This is a genomic window from Halalkalibacterium halodurans (genome assembly GCF_005671335.1).
Lineage (GTDB): Bacteria > Bacillota > Bacilli > Bacillales > Bacillaceae_D > Halalkalibacterium > Halalkalibacterium halodurans.
The window spans coordinates 742,642-768,966 of the sequence record NZ_CP040441.1 but is presented as its reverse complement, the minus strand read 5'-3'; the positions used below and the strand labels follow the sequence as shown (position 1 = coordinate 768,966).

Here is a 26,325-nt window from a genome sequence, read left to right as displayed (position 1 = left end):
AGAAGTTGTTCTTAATCTATCACAGATCTCACATTCTCTGATCCGCCATATTTCCACAGCAACTGACCTAGTATCTTTCATGCTTCGTTATTCTTTTTCAACAGCGGACCTGTATAAAAATATTTATATATGTCAATCAATTGCTTGAAAATTGCACCACTCCTCCCTTTTCCCTACAATATAAGAGAGACAAACTGTAAAGGAGCGACGCGCATGCTTTTTATAGATAACCAAGGCATTACCGATCCACGCATTAATTTAGCGATTGAGGAATACGCCTTAAAAAACCTAGACATTAATGAAACCTACTTGCTTTTTTATATTAATGAACCGTCGATTATTATCGGGCGGAATCAAAACACGATCGAAGAAATTAATACGGAATATGTAGAATCGAATGGTATTCACGTCGTCCGTCGCCTCTCGGGAGGAGGAGCCGTCTATCATGACCACGGAAATTTAAACTTTAGCTTCATTACAAAGGATGATGGTGAGAGCTTCAGCAACTTTCAAAAGTTTACTGATCCGGTTATCAAGGCGTTAGCCAAGCTCGGTGTCACGGCTGAATTAAAAGGAAGAAACGATATTATCGCAAGCGATGGTCGAAAAATTTCCGGAAATGCACAATTCTCCACAAAGGGCCGAATGTTTAGTCACGGAACTCTTCTTTTTGACTCTGAAATTGACCATGTTGTTTCCGCCCTTAACGTTAGCAAAGATAAAATTGAATCGAAGGGCATTAAATCGATCCGCAGTCGTGTTGCCAACATTTCTGAATTTCTAACCGAAAAAATCTCCATTGACCAATTCCGCTCATTGCTACTTGAATCGATCTTTGACGGTCAAGCGAACATCCAAGAGTACAAATTAACCGCCGACGACTGGGCAGAGATTCATGAGCTGTCAAAGGAACGGTATCAAAATTGGGATTGGAACTACGGGAAATCCCCAGCCTTTAACCTGCAACATTCCCACCGCTTCCCTGTCGGCAACATTGACATCCGCCTTGAGGTGAAAGGTGGTACGATTCAACAGTGCAAAATCTTTGGCGACTTCTTTGGTACAGGGGATGTACGTGATCTGGAGGATAGACTGGTTGGCATCCGTTATGAGCGAGCTGACATCGAACAAGCATTAGCGGACGTAGACGTCAAAACGTACTTCGGTCAAGTGGAAAAAGACGATTTATTAAACCTGTTCTATTGATCACAGGCCCCTTTCTTAGGGGCTTATTTTTTAGTTTTTAATGTTCTATTTTTTTCCTTCTCCACATAGGATGAACGTGAGCTCGTCCTTTAAGAAAATTAAAAATCGACGGAGGGAGCGCTTACATTTTGTCGAAGAAAGAACATACTCCCACTTGTTTTGGGAGTAAAATCATATGGGGGAGGTTTTTGTAGAATGGTGTATCAACGTCCAAATGAAGAAGGTGCTGTCGTCTCGTTTAAGAAGAGGTATGACAACTACGTGAATGGAGAATGGACACCGCCTGTGAAAGGTCAATATTTTGAAAATGTCACTCCGGTTACAGGCGAAGTCTTTTGTGAAGTCGCTCGTTCCACAGCCGAGGACATTGATCTAGCCCTTGACGCCGCCCACGCGGCGAAAGAGCAATGGGGAAAAACGTCACCTGCTGAGCGAGCAAATCTATTAAATAAAATAGCCGATCGGATGGAGGAAAACTTAGAAAAACTCGCCGTTGCGGAGACGTGGGAGAACGGGAAGCCCGTCCGTGAAACGTTAAATGCCGACATTCCACTGGCGATCGACCATTTTCGCTACTTTGCTGGCGCGATTCGTGCCCAAGAAGGTACGTTGAGCCAAATTGACAACGATACGGTCGCGTACCATTTTCATGAACCGCTTGGTGTTGTCGGTCAAATTATCCCCTGGAACTTTCCGATTTTAATGGCGACGTGGAAGCTGGCACCTGCCTTAGCTGCCGGCAACTGCGTCATCTTAAAGCCTGCAGAACAGACGCCGGCTTCGATTTTTGTCTTGCTTGAATTAATTGAAGATCTACTGCCAAAAGGGGTTGTCAACATTGTGAACGGCTTCGGAGTGGAAGCAGGAAAACCGCTCGCTTCCTCGAGTCGTGTCGCCAAGGTGGCATTTACAGGGGAAACGACAACCGGCCGCTTAATCATGCAATATGCGTCGGAAAACTTGATTCCGGTCACACTTGAACTTGGCGGTAAATCACCGAATATTTTCTTTGATGACGTGATGGCAAAAGACGACGCCTTTTTAAATAAAGCGATCGAAGGGTTCGTCCTGTTTGCCTTGAACCAAGGAGAAGTTTGCACATGCCCGTCTCGCGCCCTCATCCAAGAGTCGATCTACGATACATTTATGGAGCGTGCTTTGGCTCGGGTACAAGCGATTAAACAAGGCAATCCGCTAGATCCTAACACGATGATTGGCGCTCAAGCCTCACAGGAGCAGCTTGAAAAAATTCTTTCGTACTTAGCCATCGGTAAGGAGGAAGGCGCCGAGGTACTCGCTGGCGGTGAACGCAATCATTTGCCAGGTGAATTGGCGAACGGCTACTATGTTAGTCCAACTGTGTTTAAAGGTACGAATGATATGCGCGTCTTCCAAGAGGAAATCTTCGGGCCGGTCGTTTCTGTGACGACGTTTAAGGATGCGGAGGAAGCATTAGCGATTGCGAATGACACCCTTTACGGACTCGGGGCAGGTGTTTGGACGCGGGACATGAATAAAGCCTACCGATTTGGGCGAGAGATTCAAGCGGGACGCGTATGGACGAACTGCTATCACGCCTACCCTGCCCACGCCGCTTTTGGAGGGTACAAAAAGTCCGGTATTGGTCGAGAAACACACCTGATGATGCTGAGCCACTATCAACAAACGAAAAATCTGCTCGTCAGCTACAGTGAAGACGCATTAGGATTTTTCTAAGAGGTGATGAACGTGCCCGAACGAGTAACGGCAACCGAGGCGGCCTTGTTGCTCATCGACAAGCTGAAACAGACCCATGGACCACTCATGTTTCATCAGTCTGGCGGCTGCTGCGATGGCAGCTCGCCTATGTGTTATCCTGAAGGAGAGCTCCGCGTCGGCGCCAATGACGTGCTTCTCGGTAAAATTGGTGGTGTCCCCTTTTACATTGCGAGGGATCAGTACGAATATTGGAAGCATACCCAGTTAATCATCGATGTCGTCGATGGACGCGGAGGGATGTTTTCCCTTGAAGGGCCTGAAGGAAAGCGATTCTTGACACGATCTCGCGTCTTTACAGAGAGCGAGCGAAAGGCCCTCCGGATTTAAAAATAGCAAAACAACGAAAAAAGGTTCCAAACATCAATACTGGATGGCGGGAACCTTTCTTTGATTGAATTGTCCTATTACCTATTGTGACGTTTTGGCGGTGGATTTTCTTAGTTCACCGCCATGGCCTAATTTTGTTACATTCTTTGCAGGAACAATAAATACTTAGTGACTTCTTAATCGAAACACCACCAATTATTGATCTGCTTTATCTTCTTATCACCATTCCCTTACCATCACATTTGGTAGATTCATTTTTCAGATCTGGATGCTTACCTGACTCCATATCCAAATAAAATAGAGGGGGTTCCCCCTCATCGTTCATTGAATTTTCCGTAGGTTCTCTCTCACACTCTCGACTCTAGCGGCATTCCTTGCCATTGTTGTTCTAAGCACGCCTTCAGGGCCTCCAACTGCTTCCGCCCCATCGTGCGCAATGATTGATGAAGGAACGGGCGAATGGCCTTCGTATACCAATTGTTAAAGGTCGGAATGCATTCGAAATGGACAATCGTTCCACCTGCCTCAGTTTCAATGAGTCGATAAAAGATTTCCATCGTAAGATAGTCGCTTTCTAAGCGAACACCGTAAAAAGACGGACGATGAAAAGCAATGATTTCTCCTGCATATTCCTCCACTTTTCGACCGTTGTGAATCCGTTGAACGAAGGTAGCTCCTTTACGCTTCATGCCCTCTAGCTTATGAAAGTAGATGTTTTCCATAAACCCGCATTGCCATTCACGCATCAAGTCTTCTTCGCTCACATAACGAAACACCGTTTCAATTGCAGCGTTCATCTCAACTTGGTACGTCACTCCCACCGGTACCCATCTCCCTTTCCGCTATTCATTTCTTTCTGTTTTCCCTATTTTCGTGATAAACAATCGCAAACCTTTTTCATTCCCCGAAAATCAGTCTATTCACCTAGACCAAAAAGTATGAAAGGTCTATCTTTTTTGCCGGCATTTGTTGACAAAACGTTCACAACACGAAACTTGTTTCTGTTTGTCCAACTCTTTACAATGGAAGGGAACGCGCACAATCTTTAGGAGGGACGTCCTTTGAAATATTTGATAATGGTCGCTGTTGCCATTCTCCTCGTCGCATGTGGCCAGACAGAAGAGGAGCAAGGTGCGGTCGATCATATAGAACAGTTATCACCGATTGAAGTTGAGCTTTTGTATGAGGAAGCGCTCGCATCGGGGGAAAATATGACCTTTGACGTTCTCGTTACCCAGAACGAGGCGCCGGTTGAAGATGCCCGGGAGGTAATCGTTGAATTTTGGCAAGAAGGGGCAAAAGAAGAGAGTGACATGATTGAGTCAACCAATGAAGGAGGCGGAGTGTATCGCGTGACCTACGAGTTTCCTGAGGATGGTCTCTACTTCGTCCAACCTCACGTGACAGCTCGAGATATGCACCGAATGCCCCTTTATGAATTGACGATTGGTGAGGAGGCAGCTGACCAAGAGAAACAATCGTTTGTCGAGTATGAATCTGAGATCATTGACCTTTCCTTATTTGCGGAAGACTCGATTCAAGCAGGCGAAGAAACCACCCTATTAATTGTAGTGGAACATAAGGATAAACCGTTTACTGGCGGGGTTTTGACACTTGAGATTTGGCAACATGAGGACGAAGCACATACATGGCTCGACACCGAAGAGACGGACGTAGGTCAGTACGAAGTCAGCCATACGTTTGCAAACGCGGGTGAGTATCATGTCGTTTTCCATATTGAAGACGACACCGGTCTCCACGAACATATCCATGAAGCATTAATAGTCGATGAGAACACGTAGTTAACTGCCGAGTGTTTATCTCAACACGAAACGAAGGAAGCCCCCTAGACGGAGAGGCTTCCTTTTTCGGTTACGCTAACTTCAACGTTCCAAAAATCGTCGGGATCGCTCGCCCGCAATGACGCAAAAGTAAAGTGAGTTGCCTAACAAAAAATTAAAGCGGCCACATCTCTTTTGGGTTTAATTCGTACTGCCCGTTTTGCCTAAACATAAACTGACACATGACAAATTCGCGACGAACCGTGGCAAAGTCTTCGTGAAATTGCCTAATATGCTCATTGATCTCTTTCTCACTATAGACGCGCCCCTGCTCGATTCCTCTTAGCATATACTCAAGAATGATCAGTTTTTTCTTTCGCTGGGCCGGCAACGTTTTTACTCGGCCATCCGGTAACGTAAAGTTTTTAATCACTCTGACCTTCTCTTGATCATCGACTTGAAAATTAAACATCTCATCTCCCCCTATCATTAAGATCGCGCCTGCCATCCGTTCCAGCTTTTTTTCATCAAGATAAAAATAAATTGTGTTTTTTTCCCTCCGTTGATAAACAACATCAATTTCCCGCAGTTTCGACAAGTGATGAGAAATAGTCGGTGGTGTAAGTCCTAGCTTCCCTGCAATCGCTTGACCATGGAGAGGGCCTCCTTTTAATAAAGCAATGATCCGAATTCTTGTCTTATCTCCTAACGTTTTATGAAAATGAACTAATCGATTGAGCTGCATAAAGAAACCTCCATTTAGACAATCATCTAATTAGATTATAATCTAATTAGTTGGTCGTCACAACTATAAAAACAAAAAGCCTGAACCATTGGGCTCAGACTTCTAATTCAGTCTTTCGGGCATAGCATCTGAAAATGCTGGTATAAGTTAACGAATTCAGCAGGGAGAAGCCCGCCATATTCGCCATCGAAATTGAGCTGCATGCTTTTTTCTGCCTGCACTTTAATCCGATTCGCCTGCACGTATAATACTTTTGGGTGCTTAATGTGCTCCCCTCTTAACGCTAATCCTGCAAGATGAAGAAATTCAGGAAAGGACGTTTTTTTCACGATGATGAAGTCGAACATGCCATCTCGCAATGAAGCATTGGGGGCTAGCCGTTCGAAGCCACCCACAGAATTCGTGTTTGACACGAGAAACATCATAATTTCCCCTTCAAACAGCTTGCCGTCATATTCAATTCTTACGTCTGTTGGTGAAATTTGCGGAAGCTTCTCCAGCCCTTTAATGTAATAAGCGAGCTGGCCGACGACTGTTTTCAGTTTACTAGGAACTTCATACGTAAGCTCAGTCAATGTCCCTCCAGCAGCAATATTAATAAAGTAATGGTCCCCTGCTTTTCCTACATCCACTGGTTTCGTATGACCTTCTATTAAAATATCGCACGCCTTTTCGATGTCACGAGGAATGTTCAACGCTCGAGCAAAATCATTGGTCGTTCCTGCTGGAATGAGTCCTAGCGTAGGACGCTTCTCCAACCCTGCAAGGCCATTGACAACTTCATAAATCGTGCCGTCACCACCTGCCGCAATGACTAAATCATGCCTCCGCTCACCAGCAAGCCTAGCTGCCTCCGTGGCACTACCTTCCCCAGTCGTCGCATGGGTCGATGTTTCATATCCTGCCAATTCTAGTCGCTCAAGAATATAGGCTAGACTTTTTCTGATTTGTTCCCGCCCTGATGTTGGGTTATAGATCAATCGAGCTGTTTTCATCTGCTACAACTCCTACATATCGCGTGATGCGATCATGGTGGTCATCTGGAAAATATACGATTTCATTTTATCGTACTTACCTTCAGAAACCAACTCTTTTATCTCCACTTTATGCCAATGATCGATTTGATTAATGAGTAAGTATATGCCACCTGCAATCGGCTAAAGCTGTACTTACAATCTTCCCCATATGCTAGGGAATTGGGCCGATTCTGTTCTCCTCGTGCATGAGACCAACACCTTGTCTCATAAAGTATAGCAAGCCACTAATTATTAAGGAGAGGAGAAAGAATATGAAATTTGGACTTGCTCTATCGCTCATCATAGCCATTACGATGTGCTTTGCCCCGTCAAGTGTTGTCGAAGCAAAACGATCATCTTCTTTTCTACTGCTGGAAAATGTACCTGGCTTTCTGCCATCCCCTTCTGGAGACTCAATTCGCTTCACACCATTAACGATAGAGGACGGGGCGTTAGTCAAAACCTATCAAGAGGTAAGCTGGCGCTCGTCCAATCGGAAAGTTGCCACTGTTGATAACAAGGGAACTGTCACACTCACAGGCAAGCCTGGCCGGACTTTCATTCACGCCACACACGGTTCATCCTCTGACCGAATCGCCATACACGTAACGCCGAAAAAAGGGGTCACGCTCATTCAGGAAAAAGGTCCGCAATACGATGTCATCGAAACGCTCCTCGACCAAATGACGCTCGAAGAAAAAATTGGACAAATGATGATGCCTGACTTCCGTACTTGGAACGGGCAGAATGTGGTGGAAATGCTTCCGGAGATTGAACAAATGGTGAAGGAATATCATCTCGGCGGCGTGATCCTTTTCCGTGAAAATGTTGTAGAAACCGAGCAAATAATCCATCTTGTAAACGATTATCAAGACGCAGCAGAAAAGCTCGGACTGCTCATCACGATTGACCAGGAAGGTGGGATTGTGACGCGCCTTCAAAATGGGACAGATCTCCCGGGAAACATGGCGCTCGGAGCTACCCGTTCAGAGGGTTTAGCCTCTCAAGCTGGAACTGTCATTGGCCGGGAGCTACAGTCACTCGGGATTAATATGAACCTCGCACCCGTTCTCGATGTGAACAACAATCCAGACAACCCAGTGATCGGGGTTCGATCCTTTTCGGAAAACCCTGAGCTTGTCGGCCAATTAGGAGTCGCCTACACAAAGGGACTACAATCTACAGGAGTCGCTGCTACTGCTAAACATTTTCCCGGACATGGGGACACCGATGTTGATTCTCACTTAGGGTTACCAGAGGTGCCTCATGATCGGGCTCGACTAGATGAAGTAGAGCTTGCTCCTTTCCGTCAAGCGATGGCCGAAGGAATCGATGCCATCATGACCGCCCATGTTACGTTCCCAGCCATTGACGATACAAAAGTGATCTCAGAGAAGGATGGCTCACTTATTTCCTTACCAGCTACATTATCGGAAAAGGTGCTCACCGATTTAATGCGTGACGACCTCGGCTTTGAAGGGGTGATCATTACCGACGCGATGAACATGAACGCGATCAGTGATCATTTTGGCCCAACGGATGCAGTCATTCGTTCGATCAATGCTGGGGCGGATATTATTTTAATGCCAGTCGGCTTACAGACGGTGTTTCCTGCGGTGGTGGAAGCCGTGGAGAATGGAGAAATTTCCGAGAAGCGCGTGAACGAAGCGGTGAAACGCATTTTAACATTGAAGCTGAACCGAGGCATCCTTAAAACGGACTCCCCGACACCGATTGATGAACAGATCGCGGAGGCTGAAAGAGTGATCGGCTCAGACGACCACCGCCAGATCGAACAACAAATCGCCGAACAATCCATAACCGTGATAAAAAATGAACAAGACACGCTTCCTCTATCCGTTAAAGAGGATGACTACGTCGTTGTCGTTGGTTCCACCTATAGTGAAAACTTAGCAGCTGCCTTTGAAGACGCCTCTGTTCCAACAGAACATATTTTACTTAGTAGCAACCAATCGAGCTTGACCGCCGAACAGCAAGACCTTGTAGAGGGGGCTGCCGCCATCATCATCGCTTCCCATTCGGCTAACGTCGCTGGTCGCTCACCGTCACATCCTCACATGCAACTATATGCGACGCTGAGTGAATCGGCTGATCAACCAGTAGTCGCTGTTGCGATTCGTAATCCATATGACATCATGGCCTACCCTTCCGTTCCAGCATACATTGCTCAATATGGATTTCGTGATGCAAGCTTCCGCGCCTCCGCACGGACGATTGTCGGTGACCTCACGCCGTCTGGACAACTGCCGATAACGATACCGACAATCGAGGGTGATGTGATGTTTGAATATGGCCATGGGTTATCATGGTAATAAGTAAAGAAAGGAGTGTGTCACATGAAACGGACGATGGCTCTTTTGCTAGCCGTAACGCTCTTGTTTGGGCTCGTCTCTGTGGCCCATGGCGCAGGGAAAGGAAAAAAGAAAGGAAATCCCCATGCGTTCTCTCTCGGGGTCGAGCAGTTACTACAAAACGAGTTTCATTTAATTGAAGGGAAAAAGGTTGGCCTAATTACGAACCCAACTGGAGTGGACCGCGAGCTCCATAGCATTGTCGATGTGTTGTTTGAAGATGAGCGCGTCGAATTGACCGCATTGTATGGTCCTGAGCATGGGGTTCGTGGTGATGCTCAAGCCGGGGAGTACGTCCCTTTTTACATCGATGACAAAACGGGATTACCGGTATACAGTCTTTATGGACAAACGCGGAAGCCGACCCCAGACATGCTCGAAGACATTGACGTCCTCTTGTTTGATATCCAAGATGTAGGAACGCGTTTTTACACGTACATCTACACGATGGCCTATGCGATGGAAGCCGCAGCTGAAAACGATTTACCGTTCATCGTGTTAGACAGACCGAATCCTCTCGGCGGACAAAAAGTCGAAGGTCCAATGTTGGAAGAACCGTACCGCTCGTTTGTGGGCTTGTACCCGATTCCCCTTCGCCACGGAATGACCGTCGGAGAGCTTGCCCTATTGTTTAATGAGGAGTTTGCTATTGGGGCCGACGTGACCGTTGTCGAGATGACAGGTTGGAAACGTCATACCGATTTCAAGGATTTGCCGCTAGAGTGGGTGCTTCCTTCACCTAACATGCCAACACTTGACACAGCACTCGTCTATCCCGGAGCCGCCCTTATAGAAGGAACAAACGTCTCTGAGGGACGAGGGACGACAAAGCCGTTTGAATTGATCGGGGCACCGTTTGTGAACTCGACCGAGCTAGCCGCTACCTTGAATGATCTTGGCCTTCCAGGGGTGACATTCCGTGCGGCCTCGTTTACACCGATGTTTTCCAAGCATGCCGGCACTTTAAGTCACGGTATTCAAATTCACGTGACCGACGAAAAATCTTTTCAACCTGTCATAACAGGACTTCACATTGTCAAAACAATACACGACCTGTATCCCGACGATTTCCGCTTTACGGCCGAAGATCAGCAGGGCATTTCCTTTTTTGATCGCCTGATCGGTAATGGTGATGTGCGCAAGCAAATCATGCAAGGGGCGTCTGTTGAAGAAATCGTCGCTGATTGGGGGAAAGAGATCAAAGCTTTTGAAAAAACGAGAAAAAAATACCTATTGTACTAATAGGCAAGTCTTCCAGCAGACGGGCATAGACATGTAACGAGGGGACCGTGGGCATCTTCCCCTCGTTCCTACAAACTGAAGGAGGGTACAGACGATGCTTCAATTTCTACAACGGATTGGTCGCTCGTTACTGCTTCCGATTGCTGCATTGCCTGTCGCTGGATTACTGCTTCGTCTCGGACAAGAGGACTTATTGAATATTCCTTTTATGGCAGCTGCCGGTGACGCGTTGTTCAGTAACTTAGCTCTTTTATTTGCAATCGGGGTCGCCGTCGGCTTTGCAAAAGACAGTCACGGAGCTGCTGCTCTAGCAGGTGCCATCGGATTTTTCGTCTTAACGGAAGGAACCCAAGCCATCAATGAAACGATTAACATGGGAGTTCTAGGGGGTATTCTTTCTGGTGTCGTTGCCGGAATGACATACAACCGCTTTAAGGAAACAAAGCTGCCGGAATGGCTCGCATTCTTTGGCGGTCGCCGCTTTGTGCCGATTATGACTGGATTGTTCATGCTCGTTCTTGCCATATTCTTCGGTTTTGTTTGGCCGACAGTTCAAGGGTGGCTTGATTCATTTGGTCAGTGGATTATCGGAGCTGGAGCGACTGGCGTCGGGGTTTATGGCTTCTTCAACCGTTTGTTAATTCCACTCGGTTTACACCATGTGATCAACACGCTCGTCTGGTTTGTGTTCGGGGAATTTAACGGCGCCACTGGAGATTTGCATCGCTTTTTCGCCGGTGATCCGAATGCGGGCATCTTTATGGCTGGCTTCTTCCCTATCATGATGTTCGGCTTACCTGCCGCTGCCTTAGCAATGATTCTCGCAGCGAAAAAAGAAAAGCGTAAAGCGACCGCTGGCCTTCTTGGCGGGGTTGCCTTCACCGCATTTTTAACGGGAATTACCGAGCCAATTGAGTTTACTTTCATGTTCCTCTCCCCTCTTTTATACGGGGTGCATGCGGTGTTAACCGGAACAGCGATGGCAGTAGCCTATACGCTCGAGATCCGGCATGGTTTTACGTTTTCTGCTGGGGCGATCGATTACTTTATTAATTTCGGAATCGCTACTAAGCCATGGGTACTCGCATTTATCGGGCTCATCTATGCTGTAATCTACTTCGTTCTCTTCTATTTTCTTATCATCAAGCTCAACTTGCAGACACCGGGTCGGGAAAAAGAAGAGAGCATGGATGAGACGGAGACCTCTTCTGCCGATTATGAAGAGATGGCAAAAGCCATTTTGGCGGCATTGGGCGGTAAGAAAAACGTGAAAGATCTTGATTTTTGCGTGACCCGACTTCGCTTAACGATCCATTCATGGTTATCTGTCGATGAAAAAGCCTTAAGGCTTGCAGGAGCTAAAGGGGTCGTAAAGCTCAACGATACGACTATACAAGTCGTCATTGGTACCGATGTGGAATTTGTCGCCAATGCGATGAAAAAAAGGCTGTAAAAGGAAAGAGACTCTCAGCTTCGGGAGTCTCTTTTTCATCATCACCCGTTACTTGGCAGCTTTTCTGGGTTCATGATGATATAAATGTCTTGAATCTGTCCTCCTACAATATAAAAGCAAATGACGTTGTATAGCTCACTGTCAGCATAACTAATGAGTGCTGGTTGGCCGTTCACGTTTTTTACTTCTACATAAAAATCATTCGGTCGCTTTTTGGCAATTCCAAATAGAAAAGCCGCCACATGGTCTTTCGTGTAGATCGGTCGGAGGGCAGCTCGTACCTTACCCCCACCATCCGTATAAAGTGTCACATGGTCAGAGAGCAACTCTAATAAATCGCCTTGATCCTCCGTTTGGAACGAGTGAATAAAGCGATCCACGACCGAGCGGTTATTTTCATAATGGAGACTCTCCCCCTTTACGGCCGAAAGTTTTTCCTTCGCGCGGCTATAGAGCTTACGACAGTTGTCTTCTTTCTTTTCCATCATGGAGGCAATTTCTCTATAAGAAAAGGTGAATACTTCTCGCAACAGGAACACGGCTCGCTCATGTGGAGTTAAATGCTCCATCATCCGCAAATACGCCATGCTCAGCCCTTCCTTTTGTAAAATCACTTCACTCGGATCATCGCTTGATATTAGAAGAGGTTCCGGTAGCCATGGGCCGACGTATTGCTCCCGCTTTCTCCTAGCTGATTTTAATACGTCTAGGCAGCGATTCGTCATCATTTTGCACAAGTACGCTTTTTTATTGTTGATTTCCCGCTCTTCCGCTTGGTAAGCACGCAAAAACGTTTCCTGTACAAGGTCCTCCGCATCGGTTACAGATCCGAGGAGACGATAGCCTAAAGAAAACAACAACGGCTTCAGCTGCTCGTAGTCTTCATTGCTAATTTGCACGTGATCACCTTTCTTTCTCGGTTATTTCAAGCGCGACTCGTTTACCGCTACTTACTGCTGCATCGGCTAATACCGAATCAGGGGACGCCCAATCTCCTGCCAAATATAGACCAGACACACTCGTTTCTAGCTGTGTCAGCTCCTTTTCATCACCCACTTGTGGCAAACGATGATTGACCGTAATGTGGGGTAAGCATCGTCTCGTGATCAAATGCGAGCGCCAGCCTGGTTGCACTCGCTCTAGAAATTGCTCCAGCTCCGCCTTCACCTCATCCCGATCAATAAGTTCATCTGGATGGCTGTATTTGAAGACGTGTAACACCACACTCTCTCTCGTTTTCGAAAGCTTCGCGTAGTTGGAATGGACCGAATAATAAAGCGGCTGATCGGTACCGAGAGCAAACAGTCGCTTCGGATTCGGTAACGTTGTCAACGCTACATCGAGGGCGGCTCCAGTTACAGGCCTCAGGCGATCAAAAAAGGTTGGTTCCAGCGTCTCTCCTTGCAACATGTCAGGAAGCTCCTTCGGATTGGCCGTATAAACGACCTTTTTGCTCGTGATCGCTTCTCCGTTTGCAAGAGTGAGCGTAAACAGACGATCCTTTTCAGCCACGATTTGTTTGACTTGCGCCTGAGTTCGAATGTGAACTCCAGCCACTACCGCTTGATTATGCAATTGATCAATCATCGACTGCCAACCGCCATCTAAATAGAGAACGCCACCGGTAGATGCCTTTAAATGGGCAACAACCACCTTAGCACTTACATATTCAGGGGCGTGACAATAAGTGGACAGTCTTGCAAGAGTGTAAACAAGTGACTGCACCTTTCGTGATGTTGTGTTGCGCATAAGCCATTGCTGAAACGTTTCCTCATCATCAATTGATTCCAATCGAATGGTTGGTAGCTTAGCCATAAACGCCAGCCATTCCTTCCGTTCTCGCCAATTTAAAAACGTCGTCGTCGCAATTCCGATAGGTGAGAACGGAGCGATATGATCTTTATCCCCTTCGATGAGGAGACCGCCTAACTTTGGCGAATTCCCTTGTATCATGACTCCTAGCTCATCCAAGATTGGCTTTGCTTTTCCTTGCTTATAGAGAGCGTGGGGGCCTAAATTAAAATAGTGCTCCTTTATCACGTCGGTCCTTGCCCTTCCCCCCACTCGTTTTCCTTTCTCCACGAGTAAAACCGACACGTTCGCCTTCGCTAAAAAAAGGGCGGCTACATACCCTGCTAACCCACCACCTACAATGACAACATCCCAATGTTTCGTCATCATGAAAACCTCCTTTTGTTCTTTCACTACTCATGACGACAAAAGGAGGTGGTTTGTGACAAATGATTTTAAAAAATGAATAATGTTGTCTTAAAAACGTAGCGACTAGAAGGAGGCGGGTTGTTATTTAATAGACAAATAACCACTTTACAGTATTATTGTATAAGACAGCTTTTACGTATTTTAGATGAGGTTGAATCACCAGCTCAAGCATCTCTAGATTAATACTTTCTATATTTAAACCTAAAAAACTGCGATCCACCCTTTAAACCACTATAAAAAAGAGAGCGGGAATCGCTCTCTCCTTGGATTCTATTAAACCACCGAAATGTAAATATCAACTTGCCCATTTTGCGGATCCTGTGCTCGCTCATCATACACTTCAAAATCAGCTATGAACGCCCGTTTATTCGGATTTGCTTTCGACCACTCCCAAATTTCTTGCCATGCTTCCATGACGACCTGATCCATCGGTCCCTTCCGGCTCGTAAACTTTACGTATGTCGCTTCAGGGACGGTCACTTTCGATAAGCCTTCAGGTGCCTCCGCTTCATCTTGTACCTTCGCTCCAATGGCAAAAGTGTACTCGCCTGTTTCATCCGATTCATAGTCTGTATACAAGGCGATGATCGCTTCCTCTTTTTGCTGCGGAATTCGATCTACAAACGGCTCTTTGTAGAACGCATCCCATTGTGACGAGATCACACCTTCCCCTTTCATTTCGGCTTCATTCGTCGTTCGTGCCGTACGACCAATAAAGGAAAACCCGCTTAACACTGCTTGCTCCTTTGTCATTTGACTAACTCCCTCCCGCATGAATTGTATAGGAAGACTTTATGATCATGACATTCTAAGCTGTTTTATGAAAATCCTACCACTTATCATCGTAAAGAAAGGGGAAGTTAATTTCAAGATTTCTTTCAGTCAAGGTTGACCAATCATGTCAACATCGCCAATGATCGGTAAGCCATAATAAACCATATTTAAAATGGCAGCCATTAATCCTAACACGAAAATAAACGCTGCCATCTTTAAGAGCGTTGTCTTCGGTTTTTTTCGAATCCGATAAATACCGATAATGGCACCTACGTTTGCAACAACTGGGAATGAAAGAGAAACGGGTGTTAAAAAAGCAAAAATCACCACGAGCAAACTGCTAATAAAAAAGAACATACTAAACTTTCTACCACCTTTTTCATTTGTCTCAATAAGAAAGCTGTCACCGTGAAGTCATACAAATGACCTTAGATGACAGCCTCTCTACGTTAGCGTTTGTTGATTTCTTCTAGCAATAGCTTGTTGACCATTGGTGGATTCGCTTTTCCTTTTGTCGCTTTCATGATTTGACCGACAAGGAAGCCAATTGCACGGTCTTTTCCGTTTTTGAAATCATCGATTGATTGCTGGTTGTTATCGAGTACTTCAACAACATACTTGCGTAGCTCGCCTTCGTCCGAAATTTGCACAAGCCCTTTTGCTTTGACAATCTCCTCTGGATCGCCGCCTTTTTCAATTAAATCTTTAAACACTTTTTTCGCGATTTTTGAGGAAATGGTTCCTTTTTCAATCAATTGAATCATTTTTGCCAGTCCGTCAGGTGTCAGTGCCACTTCATCTAGCTCTTTTTGCTCAGCATTTAAGTAGCCCGAAACCTCTCCCATTAGCCAGTTTGACGCAAGCTTCGGATCGGCACCTTTCATGATCGTCTCTTCAAAGAAATCGGACATCTCTTTCGTTAACGTAAGCACCATCGCGTCATATGCTGGTAGTCCAAGCTCCTCCACATACCGCTTCTTCCGTGCATCTGGCAGTTCAGGAATTTCAGAGCGGATGCGCGCTTTCCATTCATCATCAATATGAAGGGCCACTAAGTCTGGCTCAGGGAAGTAACGATAGTCATCAGAGCCTTCCTTGACCCGCATGAGCACTGTTTTATTAGCAGCTTCGTCATAACGACGCGTCTCTTGTAAAATCTCTCCACCAGAGAGAAGCACTTGCGCCTGCCGTTTTTCTTCGTATTCCAAGCCTTTGCGCACAAAGTTGAATGAATTTAAGTTTTTAAGCTCTGTTTTCGTTCCGAATTCTTCTTGACCAACCGGACGTAAGGAAATGTTCGCATCACAACGGAGCGAGCCTTCCTCCATCTTACAATCGGAAACACCTGTATATTGAATGATCGATTTAAGCTTTTCTAAGTACGCATACGCCTCTTGTGGCGTGCGGATATCCGGCTCTGAGACGATCTCAATAAGTGGAGTCCCTTGGCGGTTAAAGTCAACGAGTGAATAGCCGTTGCCACTATGGGTTAGTTTCCCTGCATCCTCTTCTAAATGCAGGCGCGTAATGCCGATTTTCTTTTTCGTTCCATCTACTTCAATTTCAATCCAACCATTTTCACCGATCGGCTTGTCAAACTGAGAAATTTGGTACGCCTTCGGATTGTCTGGATAGAAGTAGTTTTTCCGGTCAAATTTCGTATCGGTCGCAACCTCACAGTTAAGCGCCATCGCAGCCTTCATCGCAAACTCCACCGCTGCTTTATTCAAGACAGGCAAGACACCTGGATAGCCTAAATCAATGACACTCGTGTTGGCGTTCGGCTCTGCACCGAAATGGTTCGGGCTAGCCGAGAAAATTTTAGATTCCGTTTTTAATTCTACGTGGACTTCAAGTCCAATCACCGTTTCAAAGTTCATCTGCTTTCACCCCTTACAGCGTTGGTCGCTTCGTATGATAGTCCGTTGCTTGTTCAAAGGCATGAGCCACTCGGTACACGCTACCTTCATCAAAATGCTTTCCGATGATTTGTAAGCCTAGCGGCAAGCCATTGTCAAATCCACACGGCACCGAAATTGCAGGAACACCTGCAAGGTTGACCGGGATCGTTAAAATGTCGTTTGCGTACATCGTTAATGGATCATCGGTTTTCTCACCAATTTTAAACGCTGGGGTCGGCGTCGTCGGTCCAATGATCACATCGTATTGCTCGAACACCTTTTCAAAGTCTTGTTTGATGAGTGTGCGCACTTGTTGCGCCTTTTTGTAATACGCATCATAGTAACCAGAGCTAAGCGCGAACGTACCGAGCATAATCCGGCGTTTCACCTCGTCACCGAAGCCTTCTGCACGTGTTTGCTTGTACATGTCCAGTAAGTTATCAGCATTGTCGCTGCGGAAACCGTAACGAACACCATCAAATCGGGCAAGGTTAGCGGAAGCCTCTGAAGACGCCAATAAATAGTAGGTCGCTAGCGCATACTTTGAATGAGGAAGAGATACTTCTTCCCATGTCGCCCCTAGACCTTCAAGCACTTTTAATGCGTCTAAAATCGATTGCTTCACTTCTTCCTTTACACCTTCGCCAAGGTACTCTTTCGGAACAGCGATCTTAAGTCCTTTAATGTCACCCGTAAGAGCGGATAAATAGTCAGGCACGTCCAAGTTCGCAGACGTGGAATCCATTGGGTCATGTCCCGAAATCGCTTGAAGGAGATACGCGTTATCTTCAACATTACGCGTAATCGGTCCAATTTGATCAAGGGACGACGCAAAAGCAACAAGACCATACCGCGATACGCGGCCATACGTCGGCTTTAATCCGACAACTCCGCAGTATGCCGCGGGTTGACGGATCGAGCCACCTGTATCCGAGCCGAGAGTGAATGGCACTTCACCAGCCGCTACAGCCGCAGCGGAACCCCCGCTCGAGCCACCAGGAACATACTCAAGATTCCAAGGGTTTTTCGTTTTTTGGAAGGCGGAGTTTTCCGTGGAAGAACCCATAGCAAACTCGTCCATATTTAACTTTCCAATCGTAACTGCTTGAGCCTCGCGCAATTTATGTACGACCGTTGCATCGTAAATTGGATCAAAATTCCCTAAAATGCGACTAGAGCACGTCGTGCGTAAATTTTTCGTCACAATGTTATCCTTAACACCAATAGGAATCCCGAACAGCAATCCCCTTGCTTCGGAGCGATCGAGAGCGGCATCCAATTCTTTTGCGTAAGCACGCGCCTTTTCTTCATTTAACGCCAAAAAGGCTTCCACTTGCCCATCGACTTGCTCGATTCGCTTGTACGCCTCATCCACAAGGTCAGAAACAGAAATCTCTTTTTCGTGTAGCTTTGTATGTACATCTTTTAATTTTAAGTCGAATAGCGACATGAAGCTCGTTCCCCCCAACTATTCCAAGACTGATGGTACACGAATTTGTCCATCTTCATGGTCCGGTGCATTTTTTAGTACGTCTTCCACTGGTAAGCCTTTTTCTGGCTTGTCCTCACGTAAAACATTTTTCATATCGAGCACGTGTGAGGTTGGCTCAACCCCTTCTGTATCTAGCTCATTAAGCTGCTCAGCAAACTGAATGATGTCTCCTAATTGTTCAGTAAACAGCTTCGCTTCTTCTTCCGTAATCGCCAAACGGGCTAAATGAGCCACATGCTTGACTTGTTCCATCGAAATTCGTGACACGTCCCACACCTCCGGAGAATTTTCGTACGGTCTACAATATTCTCATGATACCAAATTCGCCGCATACAGGCAACAAACGCCAATGGACATCTGTTTATTGCCTATAAACAACGTGAGGGTAACCATTCTTTTGAAAACCCCTATACTTCCTACATATTTACATTTCATTTCGCGAAAGCTATCAATAGGATTAAAATGGATAACTCAGTTAGAAAGGAGGAACAACCTTTGGACTTCCATTTTATTTGGAAGGCGATTGTGATCGTTTTTGGTGGGGTGTTGATTTTGCGTCTTGCGGGTCGTAAGTCTATTTCGCAAATGACGGTCGCCCAAACGGTGATGATGATTGCCATCGGCTCATTAATTATCCAACCTGTAGGAGATCGAAACATTTGGATTACAATCGCCATTACGCTGCTCCTTGTGCTGACCCTCCTTTTTATTGAGTATATCGTCTTAAAGAATGATACCCTTGAGCGTTTCTTTTACGGGCAATCGATCGTTGTGATTAAAAACGGCCAGCTTCAGGAACAAAACTTAAAAAAGCTGCGCTTAACCGTCGATATGTTGGAATTACGACTAAGACAGCAAGGGATTCAACACATGAGCGATGTCCAATGGGCGACGATTGAATCGAACGGGCAATTAGGCTACTCGCTAAAGCCGGAAAAGCAAGCCGCTACGAAAGAGGACATGCAAAAACTGCAAACGCTCATCCAAACAGCGCTACCAAATGCACCGCTCCAACCACCGATGATCCAACCAAATGAGACAGGCAATCTTTTTACTGAAGCTGCCGAGAACAAGCACCAAACCCCGCCGCCAACACACCTAGAATGAGGATGATAGACGAATGAATAAAACCTTTTGGCTCACTCTGTTGACATGGATCTTTTTCGGCATAATGATTGGGGCCATTGTCGGCTCGGCAACCGCCTTGCTGTTAACGGTGAACGATCACCTCGGTGAAACGCGGGAAAACCGACCTTGGTTCGTCCTCTTCCTCCCACTCGCAGGTCTTGCGTTAGGGTACTTGTACATGAAGGCAGGAACAAGTGCTGGTAATGAATTGTACAAAGGAAATAACCTTGTGATCGAAAGCGTTCAAGGGAAAGGAAAAATGCTGTTACGGTTGGGCCCTCTCGTCTACCTCGGCACCTTTATGACGATCCTGTTCGGTGGTTCAACAGGAAGGGAAGGGGCAGCGATTCAAATGGGTGGAAGTGTGGCTGAGGCTGTCAATAAACTGTTTAAGGTGAAACTGATTGATACGAGGATTTTGCTGATGGGCGGAATTAGCGCAGGATTCGGGGCCGCCTTTGGTACACCAATTACCGCAGCCATTTTCGGAATGGAAATGGCCAGTCTCGGCAGGCTGAAATTCGAAGCCCTCGTCCCGTGTCTCGTAGCTAGCTTTGTCGGCCATTATACGACGGAGAAGTTTTGGCACGTTGAACACGAAAAATTTATCATCACAACAGTACCAGAGGTATCCGCCCTCACCTTCAGCAAAGTGATTCTGCTCGCGATCGTGTTTAGCCTTGTGAGTGTTTTGTATTGTCAATTAAGACATGGCATCCACAAGCTTTCTGAAAAATACACGATGAAAAATCATATGGTTCGCGCCTTTGTCGGTGGTCTGATTATTGTCGCTCTAACGTATATCATCGGCTCCTATGACTACAATGGGCGCGGCCTTGACATGCTGGAGGATTCCTTTACACAGGACGTGCCTCCCTACGCCTTTTTAGCCAAGCTCGTGTTTACCGCAGTAACGATGGGCATGGGGTTCGTCGGTGGAGAAGCGATTCCCCTCTTTTTTGTTGGTGCCACATTAGGAAACACACTACATGCTTTTATCGACTTGCCGCTATCATTTCTTGCGGCCCTAGGCATGATCGTCACCTTTGGCGGTGGTGCGAATACCCCGATCGCCGCCTTCTTATTAGGCGTTGAAATGTTCAACGGAAAAGGGATCGAATTCTTTTTCGTCGCCTGTCTCACCAGTTACCTATTCTCGGGACACCATGGCCTCTGGCCGTCCCAAACGATCTATGAACCGAAAAGCCGGTTGTATGGAGTCAGAAAAGGCGAAACGATAAAACGGACGGAGGAGATGAAGGAGTGAGAGGGAACTTCTGCAAAAATGAATAAAGCTGATTCCCTTCGTCCCTATCTTTAAAAAAACTGATTTTTCCCATTATCACCAGTAGGAAAATTGTAATGATTACCAATTCAAATGACAATTCTCATTTTCAAGTTAGAAAGAGGCTGGGACAAAACCCAGTAAATAAAAAATAGAGAGTCGCTCATCCCAATGTTTGGGTGGGACACCTCTCTTTATTTTTATACTCTTCTAAACTTTGTCATTGATTTTCGCTACAGGAGACTCGCTTGCCTCAGGCATTGCCTCAGCTTCCTCGGGAAAACCGCCCTGCGGGATCTTCGCCGAAAGCTTTTCCCGAAGTCGTCTCGCCCCTTTCGCAACAATCAACTAATTAAAAAACAAAACTAGCCTTGAACTAGTCACTTCTTTAATTTTTAAGACACAAAAAAAGGACGCCTTCTGGTAAAATTAAAGTAACCACACAATAACTTACCGGGGGTGTCCTTATGTTTAAATATTATAACATGGATCAAGTGATTTTGCCGTTAGATTTAGAAGTAAAGCTTCAGGAAAAGGATATTGCCTACACTGACTCTCATTTTGCTTATTAAAGACCACCAACATGCCCTTTTTCAAGAGTCGTAAAATCTTCTCCAGAACTAATACTATTTTTCAGTTCTAGAGGTTGTGCAAATCCCAATACGATACATGCCGTAATAAGTGTTAGTAATATTTTTTTCATTCACTCTCTACCTCCTTATGTAACATAGGAATTTTTTCTTTCGCTAGTAAAGCCTCACTAAAATATTTCGCTGCATATCAAGTTCCCCCTGTATTGTTTCTTTCTGAGGCCGTAAATCCTCCTCCTGATCCATAACTGTTAGGTAGCTCTTCTGGAGGAACAAAACTGAAGGCAAAGCTTACCGCAATAAGTGTTAATAAAACATTTTTCATTCACTCTCTACCTCCTTATATAACATAGGAATTTTTTCTTTCGCTAGTAAAGCTTCGTTAAAATATTTCGTTGCTAGCTTAAACATTTCCTTCTTTTTGAAATGTCTCGCTGCATTTGTCGTTAAATCTGAAACATCGTACCATAACTTTTTGTCTTTTAATGTTTTAAGACTCTCATCAATAACTGATTCATTCACTTCTAAATAGATCGAATCAAGAATCATCAATTTTGCTTGATAAGTGGCTTCATTGGTTTCCTCTGCAAGTAACTTAGCAGATTGAAGCCATTCTCGCCCCTCTTTTAGTAAGTCCATTTTAAGCAAAGTTCGAGCTAACATATATTTAATTCTCAAATAAGTGATCTTTTTACTATCTTGAGGATAGTTAATGTCAAGTGCTGCATCGAAACAATCTTTTGCTAATTCAAGTTTACCTTGTGATTCATAACAAATCCCAAGATTAAGGTAACCGAGTATCTCCATATACTTATGTTGGTGATTTGACGCTATCTGTATCGTTTTTTTAAATAATAACTCAGAAGCTCTATGCTCGTTCAATTCTAAGTAGTTGAAAGCTGTTACCAGTTGTGTTGAAATAAGACGATTTACATAGTTATCATGTTTTGAATAAATTTCAAGAGCTTTTCTTGTGTGACTTAAAGATACATAATTTTGAGTAATTTCATAATAGGCAGTTGCGAGTTGAAAATGAAATTCTGCATGTTCAATATCATCAGGAATATCACCGAGGAAGTTCTCTGCTTGATGATAAAAGTGGATAGCCTCTATAATTTTCCTTCTTCCAAATTCATAGAGGCCGCTAAAGAAGTAGTAGTAATATCTGAGAAGGTGATCTGTTTCTGTTTGCTCGCTTTGTTCTTTTACACTCTTTAAAATGCTACCAGATTCATCAAATTGCTCTATTAATAATTTGTACCTTGAATCAATAAGGTTAAAATAGAGCAATACACTTTGATCCTCTTCCATCTGATTGATGGCTTTCTGTACTTCGTTTCTTAACTTGCTAGCTCGCTCAACATCTTGCTGTTTAATCGTGTCATACCATTCATTTAGCCGATTCGCCACTTCACTACTGGCTAGTTTTTCGACCACCGTTTACCCCTCCCTTTTCATTTATGATCCTTCGAACCCATAAATTTTCCTACTTTTATCATAAATGATCGATACCTTTTGCATCAATCCTCAAATATAGAACATTTTGTAAATACTTGAATGTCTAACCTTGAAAATCCTAGGAAAAGCTTTAAAATACTCGACTGTCAATAAAGATATTTATTTATATTTGAGCGGTAAGGAAGTGACAACAAAAAACCTGCCAGCTATGCTGACAGGCTTTCACACTAGATGACTTTCGTTTTTGCCTTTTCGAATTCGTCTTGAATTTCTTGAGGTGGTTCTTGATCCAATCGGCTGACTACGATTATCGCTATTGAAGCGAGGATAAAGCCTGGGATGATTTCATACAGCCCAAGAATCGGATACTGCTCGACGCTTAGGTTAAACCAATTGGTGAGCTCTGCCCAAATAATGACCGTGGCACCACCAACAACCATTCCAGCAAGAGCACCGTTCCGTGTCATTCGCTTCCAGAAGAGAGAAAGCAATAAGACAGGACCGAATGCAGCCCCGAAGCCTGCCCATGCATAGCCAACGAGATCAAGCACGGTGCTATCAGGATTGTAGGCGAGTACAATCGCAACAAGAGCGATTAACACAACCCCGAAACGCCCGACCCAAACGAGCTCCTTCTGGGAGGCGTTTTTTCTTAGCATCCCTTTGTAAAAGTCCTCGGCTAGAGCACTCGATGATACGAGTAATTGTGAGTCAATTGTACTCATAATGGCAGATAAGATAGCGGCTAATAAGAAGCCAGCCACCCAAGGATCAAATAAAATTTGTGTAAATAAAATAAAGACCGTTTCACGAGCTTCTCCTGCAATCTCAGGTCCTGGACCGGTGGCAGAGAAATAGGCAATACCGACAAACCCAGTAAAGATCGCACCGAATAGGGCCAGCACCATCCAAGTCATACCGATAAATCGTGCCTTCGGAATTTCCTTTAATGATTTTACCGCCATGAAGCGGGTTACGATGTGTGGTTGGCCAAAGTACCCTAATCCCCATGCAAGCAAAGAGGCAACTCCGATGACAGTCGCTCCTTGGAACGCATCTAAATAAGCAGTATCGATCGCACCGACGGCGTTTAACGTTTCACTAAAGCCCCCCATTTTATTGATGGCCACGATCGGAACGATAATTAGAGCTAAAAACATCAGAATCCCTTGAAAGAAATCCGTCCAGCTAACAGCTAAAAATCCACCTAAAAACGTATAGGATATAATGACAATTGCACCGATCCACAGCGCTTGAACATATGTCATTCCAAAGGAAGCTTCAAAGAGCAATGCCCCCCGACTAACCCTGCAGATGTGTAAAACGTAAAAAACACTAAAATAACAAGGGCTGATACAATACGTAGAATTTTTGACTTGTCATGAAACCGATTTTCCAAGAAATCTGGTAGCGTAATCGAATCCTTCGCAATCTCTGTATAGTTTCGTAGACGAGATGCTAAAAACTGCCAATTTAAATACGCCCCAATCGCCAAGCCGACGGCAATCCAAATTTCCCCCATACCGCCAACATATAAGGCTCCCGGTAATCCTAACAACAACCAGCTACTCATATCGGAAGCACCCGCACTAAGAGCGGCTACACTTCCGCCAAGACGGCGCCCACCTAGGACGTAGTCTGATAGATTGTTCGTCATTCGATAGGCAATTAAGCCAATCACTAGCATTCCAACAAGATAGACTATAAACGTTATTAACGTTGCAAGTTCCACAGTTCACTCACTCCTCTTTTCTCTTTAACGTCAAGATCGATAACAAGATTAACAGCGGCATTGGCACAAATAGTAATATCCAAGTGCCTGTCGTTAAACTATGCTCCATTTTATCCCCTCCTTTTCGTACGATCTCACTGTTTTCTATACAATGTTTATGCAACGTTCTTCATCGTATACAACTCATCAACTAAAGAACATTAGGAAAAACCGAAGGAATCACAAAGAAAACTATAACATAATATAAAAATCAGAACATTCAAACAATCATTTTTACCACCGCCATTTGAATAGTTATGCAAAAATGCGATGTTCGTAAGCGCTTACTTAACTATATAAACATATCTATTCAAAAAAATTAATGAAGATTATTTTTCAAATAATTCACTTATGTAAGCGCTATTATATCATAAGATCCTGTTAATTTCCCGCCGATTTTCGTGATGAAACTTAGGTTCATCATATGGAGGTGTTCGAGGAATCATTTTTTCTGATAAAGAAGCGAATCAATGAATACTAGACCACAATTGACAAGATTAAAAGAAGATGGTTACTGGCACATTAAAAGCGGGGAAAATGACATCAAAAACCTGCTTAGACAGCATCTCTTCTTTTTGTAACGAATGCTTCAAAAACAAACTTTAACTATTTTGGATTTATGAAAAATATAAAAAAGGCACTATAAAATAAAAACGGAGAACTTATCATGCCGCCGATGTGGAGGGCAAACAAAAATGACAGGAGCTTAACGAGGTTATTCAACGAATCCCTTGAAACAGATGAAGCAAGATAGCGGCAATGTTAAAGGAACTATTTGATTCCATAGGGGATAGATTCACATTGAACCGCTTCCGCTGTGATTATGGCTTATACGTCTGGCAACGGATAAGCTGAAAATAGACAAGGACGACTACCGCCCAGCAGGTGTGAAAACGGGGAGAAGAGTTGCTGAAGCGAAAAAATATTGAAGCACTTAGCCCTTCGCTTCCCGACTGGAAGTTGGAAGGGCGTTATTTCATATTGTTGAGCATTCCCAAGCAGCGACTTAACAGCAGTTGCACGGAATCAGATTAATTCATTTCGCATGACAAATCCAGCCCGCAAAAAGTCCTGTGGAATAAAAGCGGGTGATACTGGTAAAGCCCGCTTCCGCCAACAGAGATGTGATCTGTCTTTCAGGAAGGAAAGAAATTTGCGTCAAGACTTTGGGTACCATCTCATCCACTATAGCTGGTTCTTTTCCAGCATCTAAAAAAAAGCTTTTCCACACATTTATTCTGTCTTGAAGTTCACCACTATCGCGATCTCCGTACGCACTCACGAGCACAAACGGGGCGCCCGGTTTCAAATGAGCTTTCACCGTTTCGAGCAGCTCCAACTTCTCTTGTTCATCGTGAATGAAGTGCAGCACCAAGATGCAACTTGCCGCGTCAAACGTTCTATCGTGTCGCGGCAGGTCGCCAATCGTTCCCTGAATAAGTCTGACGCGGCTTTCCAGCCCGAGCTGAACTGCTTTCTGTTGAGCAAGCTTCAGCATCTCCACAGTAGGATCAACTCCGGTGAACGTCCAGTTCGGGTTAGTCGGACCCCACGCGGAGAGTTCATTGCCGCCACCGGCACCGACAACAAGCACCGATGCCGCTTTTTCGCCCAATTGCATCCGAAAATAAGATTGGATCATTTCAAATAACGTGTCATAGGTGGGCACTGAGATTCGAGTATTTTTCTCGTAAGCAAGCCCCATTTTGGCATCGAATGAAAACTCCAGCGTCATGCTAGTCACTCCCTCTGATTGATAAGAATTACCTGTCCGAAAACATTTTTTAGCTGACATCCCCTCCATTT

General features: G+C 44.9%; 23 protein-coding genes and 1 pseudogene. 9 read left to right on the top strand and 15 right to left on the bottom strand.

The window, feature by feature from the left end; translation table 11 throughout:
* Positions 1-213: 213 nt before the first annotated feature.
* The 3 genes from FED51_RS03765 to FED51_RS03755 all read left to right on the top strand — a co-directional run bounded on the left by FED51_RS03765 (position 214) and on the right by FED51_RS03755 (position 3,291).
* On the top strand, positions 214-1,206 hold the full coding sequence (locus tag FED51_RS03765) for a lipoate--protein ligase (RefSeq protein WP_053432438.1): 993 nt from the start codon (positions 214-216) through the stop codon (positions 1,204-1,206).
* A gap of 195 nt (positions 1,207-1,401) precedes the next feature.
* Positions 1,402-2,922, top strand: a complete 1,521-nt coding sequence (gene adh, locus FED51_RS03760) for an aldehyde dehydrogenase (protein ID WP_053432437.1) — start codon at positions 1,402-1,404, stop codon at positions 2,920-2,922.
* Positions 2,923-2,934: 12 nt separating this feature from the next.
* Positions 2,935-3,291 (top strand): DUF779 domain-containing protein, encoded by a 357-nt coding sequence (locus tag FED51_RS03755; RefSeq protein WP_053432436.1) that lies wholly within the window; start codon positions 2,935-2,937, stop codon positions 3,289-3,291.
* 347 nt (positions 3,292-3,638) lie between these two features.
* On the opposite strand, the gene FED51_RS03750 is transcribed toward FED51_RS03755, so the two are convergent.
* Positions 3,639-4,112, bottom strand: a complete 474-nt coding sequence (locus FED51_RS03750; protein WP_010896854.1) for an SRPBCC family protein — start codon at positions 4,110-4,112, stop codon at positions 3,639-3,641.
* Positions 4,113-4,352: 240 nt separating this feature from the next.
* On the opposite strand from FED51_RS03750, the gene FED51_RS03745 reads away from it, so the two are divergent.
* On the top strand, positions 4,353-5,093 hold the full coding sequence (locus FED51_RS03745) for a FixH family protein (protein ID WP_138090296.1): 741 nt from the start codon (positions 4,353-4,355) through the stop codon (positions 5,091-5,093).
* A gap of 154 nt (positions 5,094-5,247) precedes the next feature.
* Here FED51_RS03745 and FED51_RS03740 read toward each other — a convergent pair whose 3' ends face one another.
* Positions 5,248-5,817: a DUF2087 domain-containing protein gene (locus FED51_RS03740; RefSeq protein ID WP_053432434.1), complete on the bottom strand. Its 570-nt coding sequence runs from the start codon at positions 5,815-5,817 to the stop codon at positions 5,248-5,250.
* Between the two features lie 107 nt (positions 5,818-5,924).
* On the bottom strand, positions 5,925-6,812 hold the full coding sequence (locus tag FED51_RS03735) for a diacylglycerol kinase (RefSeq protein ID WP_010896851.1): 888 nt from the start codon (positions 6,810-6,812) through the stop codon (positions 5,925-5,927).
* Between the two features lie 293 nt (positions 6,813-7,105).
* On the opposite strand from FED51_RS03735, the gene FED51_RS03730 reads away from it, so the two are divergent.
* The 3 genes from FED51_RS03730 (at position 7,106) to nagE (ending at position 11,900) form a co-directional block, all read left to right on the top strand.
* Positions 7,106-9,166, top strand: coding sequence for a glycoside hydrolase family 3 protein (locus FED51_RS03730; RefSeq protein WP_138090294.1), 2,061 nt, complete (start codon positions 7,106-7,108; stop codon positions 9,164-9,166).
* 24 nt (positions 9,167-9,190) lie between these two features.
* Positions 9,191-10,447, top strand: a complete 1,257-nt coding sequence (locus tag FED51_RS03725; protein WP_010896849.1) for an exo-beta-N-acetylmuramidase NamZ family protein — start codon at positions 9,191-9,193, stop codon at positions 10,445-10,447.
* A gap of 94 nt (positions 10,448-10,541) precedes the next feature.
* Entirely contained in the window at positions 10,542-11,900 is a 1,359-nt protein-coding gene (nagE, locus tag FED51_RS03720) for an N-acetylglucosamine-specific PTS transporter subunit IIBC (RefSeq protein ID WP_138090292.1), read from the top strand.
* Positions 11,901-11,941: 41 nt separating this feature from the next.
* Here nagE and FED51_RS03715 read toward each other — a convergent pair whose 3' ends face one another.
* From FED51_RS03715 to gatC, 7 genes are all read right to left on the bottom strand, one after another.
* Entirely contained in the window at positions 11,942-12,799 is an 858-nt protein-coding gene (locus tag FED51_RS03715; RefSeq protein ID WP_138090290.1) for an RNA polymerase sigma-70 factor, read from the bottom strand.
* Positions 12,800-12,803: 4 nt separating this feature from the next.
* A complete protein-coding gene (locus tag FED51_RS03710) occupies positions 12,804-14,081 on the bottom strand; it encodes a phytoene desaturase family protein (RefSeq protein ID WP_233443876.1) in 1,278 nt (425 codons plus the stop codon).
* 312 nt (positions 14,082-14,393) lie between these two features.
* Positions 14,394-14,873 (bottom strand): GyrI-like domain-containing protein, encoded by a 480-nt coding sequence (locus tag FED51_RS03705; RefSeq protein WP_053432429.1) that lies wholly within the window; start codon positions 14,871-14,873, stop codon positions 14,394-14,396.
* A 129-nt stretch (positions 14,874-15,002) separates the two neighbouring features.
* Positions 15,003-15,251: a hypothetical protein gene (locus tag FED51_RS03700; protein ID WP_138090288.1), complete on the bottom strand. Its 249-nt coding sequence runs from the start codon at positions 15,249-15,251 to the stop codon at positions 15,003-15,005.
* 92 nt (positions 15,252-15,343) lie between these two features.
* Entirely contained in the window at positions 15,344-16,774 is a 1,431-nt protein-coding gene (gatB, locus tag FED51_RS03695) for an Asp-tRNA(Asn)/Glu-tRNA(Gln) amidotransferase subunit GatB (protein WP_053432427.1), read from the bottom strand.
* 13 nt (positions 16,775-16,787) lie between these two features.
* Positions 16,788-18,245: an Asp-tRNA(Asn)/Glu-tRNA(Gln) amidotransferase subunit GatA gene (gatA, locus tag FED51_RS03690; protein WP_138090286.1), complete on the bottom strand. Its 1,458-nt coding sequence runs from the start codon at positions 18,243-18,245 to the stop codon at positions 16,788-16,790.
* An 18-nt stretch (positions 18,246-18,263) separates the two neighbouring features.
* Entirely contained in the window at positions 18,264-18,554 is a 291-nt protein-coding gene (gene gatC / locus FED51_RS03685) for an Asp-tRNA(Asn)/Glu-tRNA(Gln) amidotransferase subunit GatC (protein WP_010896841.1), read from the bottom strand.
* Positions 18,555-18,782: 228 nt separating this feature from the next.
* Between gatC and FED51_RS03680 the strand changes: the two genes are divergently transcribed.
* Together FED51_RS03680 and FED51_RS03675 are read left to right on the top strand one after the other, a co-directional pair.
* Positions 18,783-19,394: a DUF421 domain-containing protein gene (locus FED51_RS03680; RefSeq protein ID WP_138090283.1), complete on the top strand. Its 612-nt coding sequence runs from the start codon at positions 18,783-18,785 to the stop codon at positions 19,392-19,394.
* A 13-nt stretch (positions 19,395-19,407) separates the two neighbouring features.
* Positions 19,408-20,682, top strand: coding sequence for a voltage-gated chloride channel family protein (locus tag FED51_RS03675; protein WP_138090281.1), 1,275 nt, complete (start codon positions 19,408-19,410; stop codon positions 20,680-20,682).
* Positions 20,683-21,268: 586 nt separating this feature from the next.
* Here the strand turns inward: FED51_RS03675 and FED51_RS21525 are convergent.
* The 5 genes and pseudogenes from FED51_RS21525 to FED51_RS03660 form a co-directional block, all read right to left on the bottom strand.
* Positions 21,269-21,403, bottom strand: coding sequence for a hypothetical protein (locus FED51_RS21525; protein WP_276403789.1), 135 nt, complete (start codon positions 21,401-21,403; stop codon positions 21,269-21,271).
* Between the two features lie 77 nt (positions 21,404-21,480).
* Positions 21,481-21,615, bottom strand: coding sequence for a hypothetical protein (locus FED51_RS21520; RefSeq protein WP_276403788.1), 135 nt, complete (start codon positions 21,613-21,615; stop codon positions 21,481-21,483).
* The gene (locus FED51_RS03670) at positions 21,612-22,727 is read right to left on the bottom strand and encodes a response regulator aspartate phosphatase (RefSeq protein ID WP_053432424.1); all 1,116 of its coding nucleotides are present in this window, start codon (positions 22,725-22,727) and stop codon (positions 21,612-21,614) included. Before FED51_RS03670 ends, FED51_RS21520 begins: the two co-directional genes overlap by 4 nt.
* Before the next feature lie 248 nt (positions 22,728-22,975).
* Positions 22,976-24,405 (bottom strand): annotated as a pseudogene (gene putP, locus FED51_RS03665) (sodium/proline symporter PutP).
* 1,150 nt (positions 24,406-25,555) lie between these two features.
* Positions 25,556-26,254 (bottom strand): class I SAM-dependent methyltransferase, encoded by a 699-nt coding sequence (locus FED51_RS03660; protein WP_053432607.1) that lies wholly within the window; start codon positions 26,252-26,254, stop codon positions 25,556-25,558.
* Positions 26,255-26,325 lie beyond the last annotated feature (71 nt).

What these genes read in the sequence shown, in the direction of transcription:
- FED51_RS03765 (WP_053432438.1), top strand. Translation starts at nt 214, where the DNA reads ATGCTTTTTATAGATAACCAAGGCATTACCGATCCACGCATTAATTTA.
- adh (WP_053432437.1), top strand. Translation starts at nt 1,402, where the DNA reads ATGGTGTATCAACGTCCAAATGAAGAAGGTGCTGTCGTCTCGTTTAAG.
- FED51_RS03740 (WP_053432434.1), bottom strand. Translation starts at nt 5,817, where the DNA reads ATGCAGCTCAATCGATTAGTTCATTTTCATAAAACGTTAGGAGATAAG.
- FED51_RS03735 (WP_010896851.1), bottom strand. Translation starts at nt 6,812, where the DNA reads ATGAAAACAGCTCGATTGATCTATAACCCAACATCAGGGCGGGAACAA.
- FED51_RS03730 (WP_138090294.1), top strand. Translation starts at nt 7,106, where the DNA reads ATGAAATTTGGACTTGCTCTATCGCTCATCATAGCCATTACGATGTGC.
- FED51_RS03725 (WP_010896849.1), top strand. Translation starts at nt 9,191, where the DNA reads ATGAAACGGACGATGGCTCTTTTGCTAGCCGTAACGCTCTTGTTTGGG.
- nagE (WP_138090292.1), top strand. Translation starts at nt 10,542, where the DNA reads ATGCTTCAATTTCTACAACGGATTGGTCGCTCGTTACTGCTTCCGATT.
- FED51_RS03710 (WP_233443876.1), bottom strand. Translation starts at nt 14,081, where the DNA reads ATGATGACGAAACATTGGGATGTTGTCATTGTAGGTGGTGGGTTAGCA.
- FED51_RS03705 (WP_053432429.1), bottom strand. Translation starts at nt 14,873, where the DNA reads ATGACAAAGGAGCAAGCAGTGTTAAGCGGGTTTTCCTTTATTGGTCGT.
- FED51_RS03700 (WP_138090288.1), bottom strand. Translation starts at nt 15,251, where the DNA reads ATGTTCTTTTTTATTAGCAGTTTGCTCGTGGTGATTTTTGCTTTTTTA.
- gatB (WP_053432427.1), bottom strand. Translation starts at nt 16,774, where the DNA reads ATGAACTTTGAAACGGTGATTGGACTTGAAGTCCACGTAGAATTAAAA.
- gatA (WP_138090286.1), bottom strand. Translation starts at nt 18,245, where the DNA reads ATGTCGCTATTCGACTTAAAATTAAAAGATGTACATACAAAGCTACAC.
- FED51_RS03675 (WP_138090281.1), top strand. Translation starts at nt 19,408, where the DNA reads ATGAATAAAACCTTTTGGCTCACTCTGTTGACATGGATCTTTTTCGGC.
- FED51_RS21525 (WP_276403789.1), bottom strand. Translation starts at nt 21,403, where the DNA reads ATGAAAAAAATATTACTAACACTTATTACGGCATGTATCGTATTGGGA.
- FED51_RS21520 (WP_276403788.1), bottom strand. Translation starts at nt 21,615, where the DNA reads ATGAAAAATGTTTTATTAACACTTATTGCGGTAAGCTTTGCCTTCAGT.
- FED51_RS03660 (WP_053432607.1), bottom strand. Translation starts at nt 26,254, where the DNA reads ATGACGCTGGAGTTTTCATTCGATGCCAAAATGGGGCTTGCTTACGAG.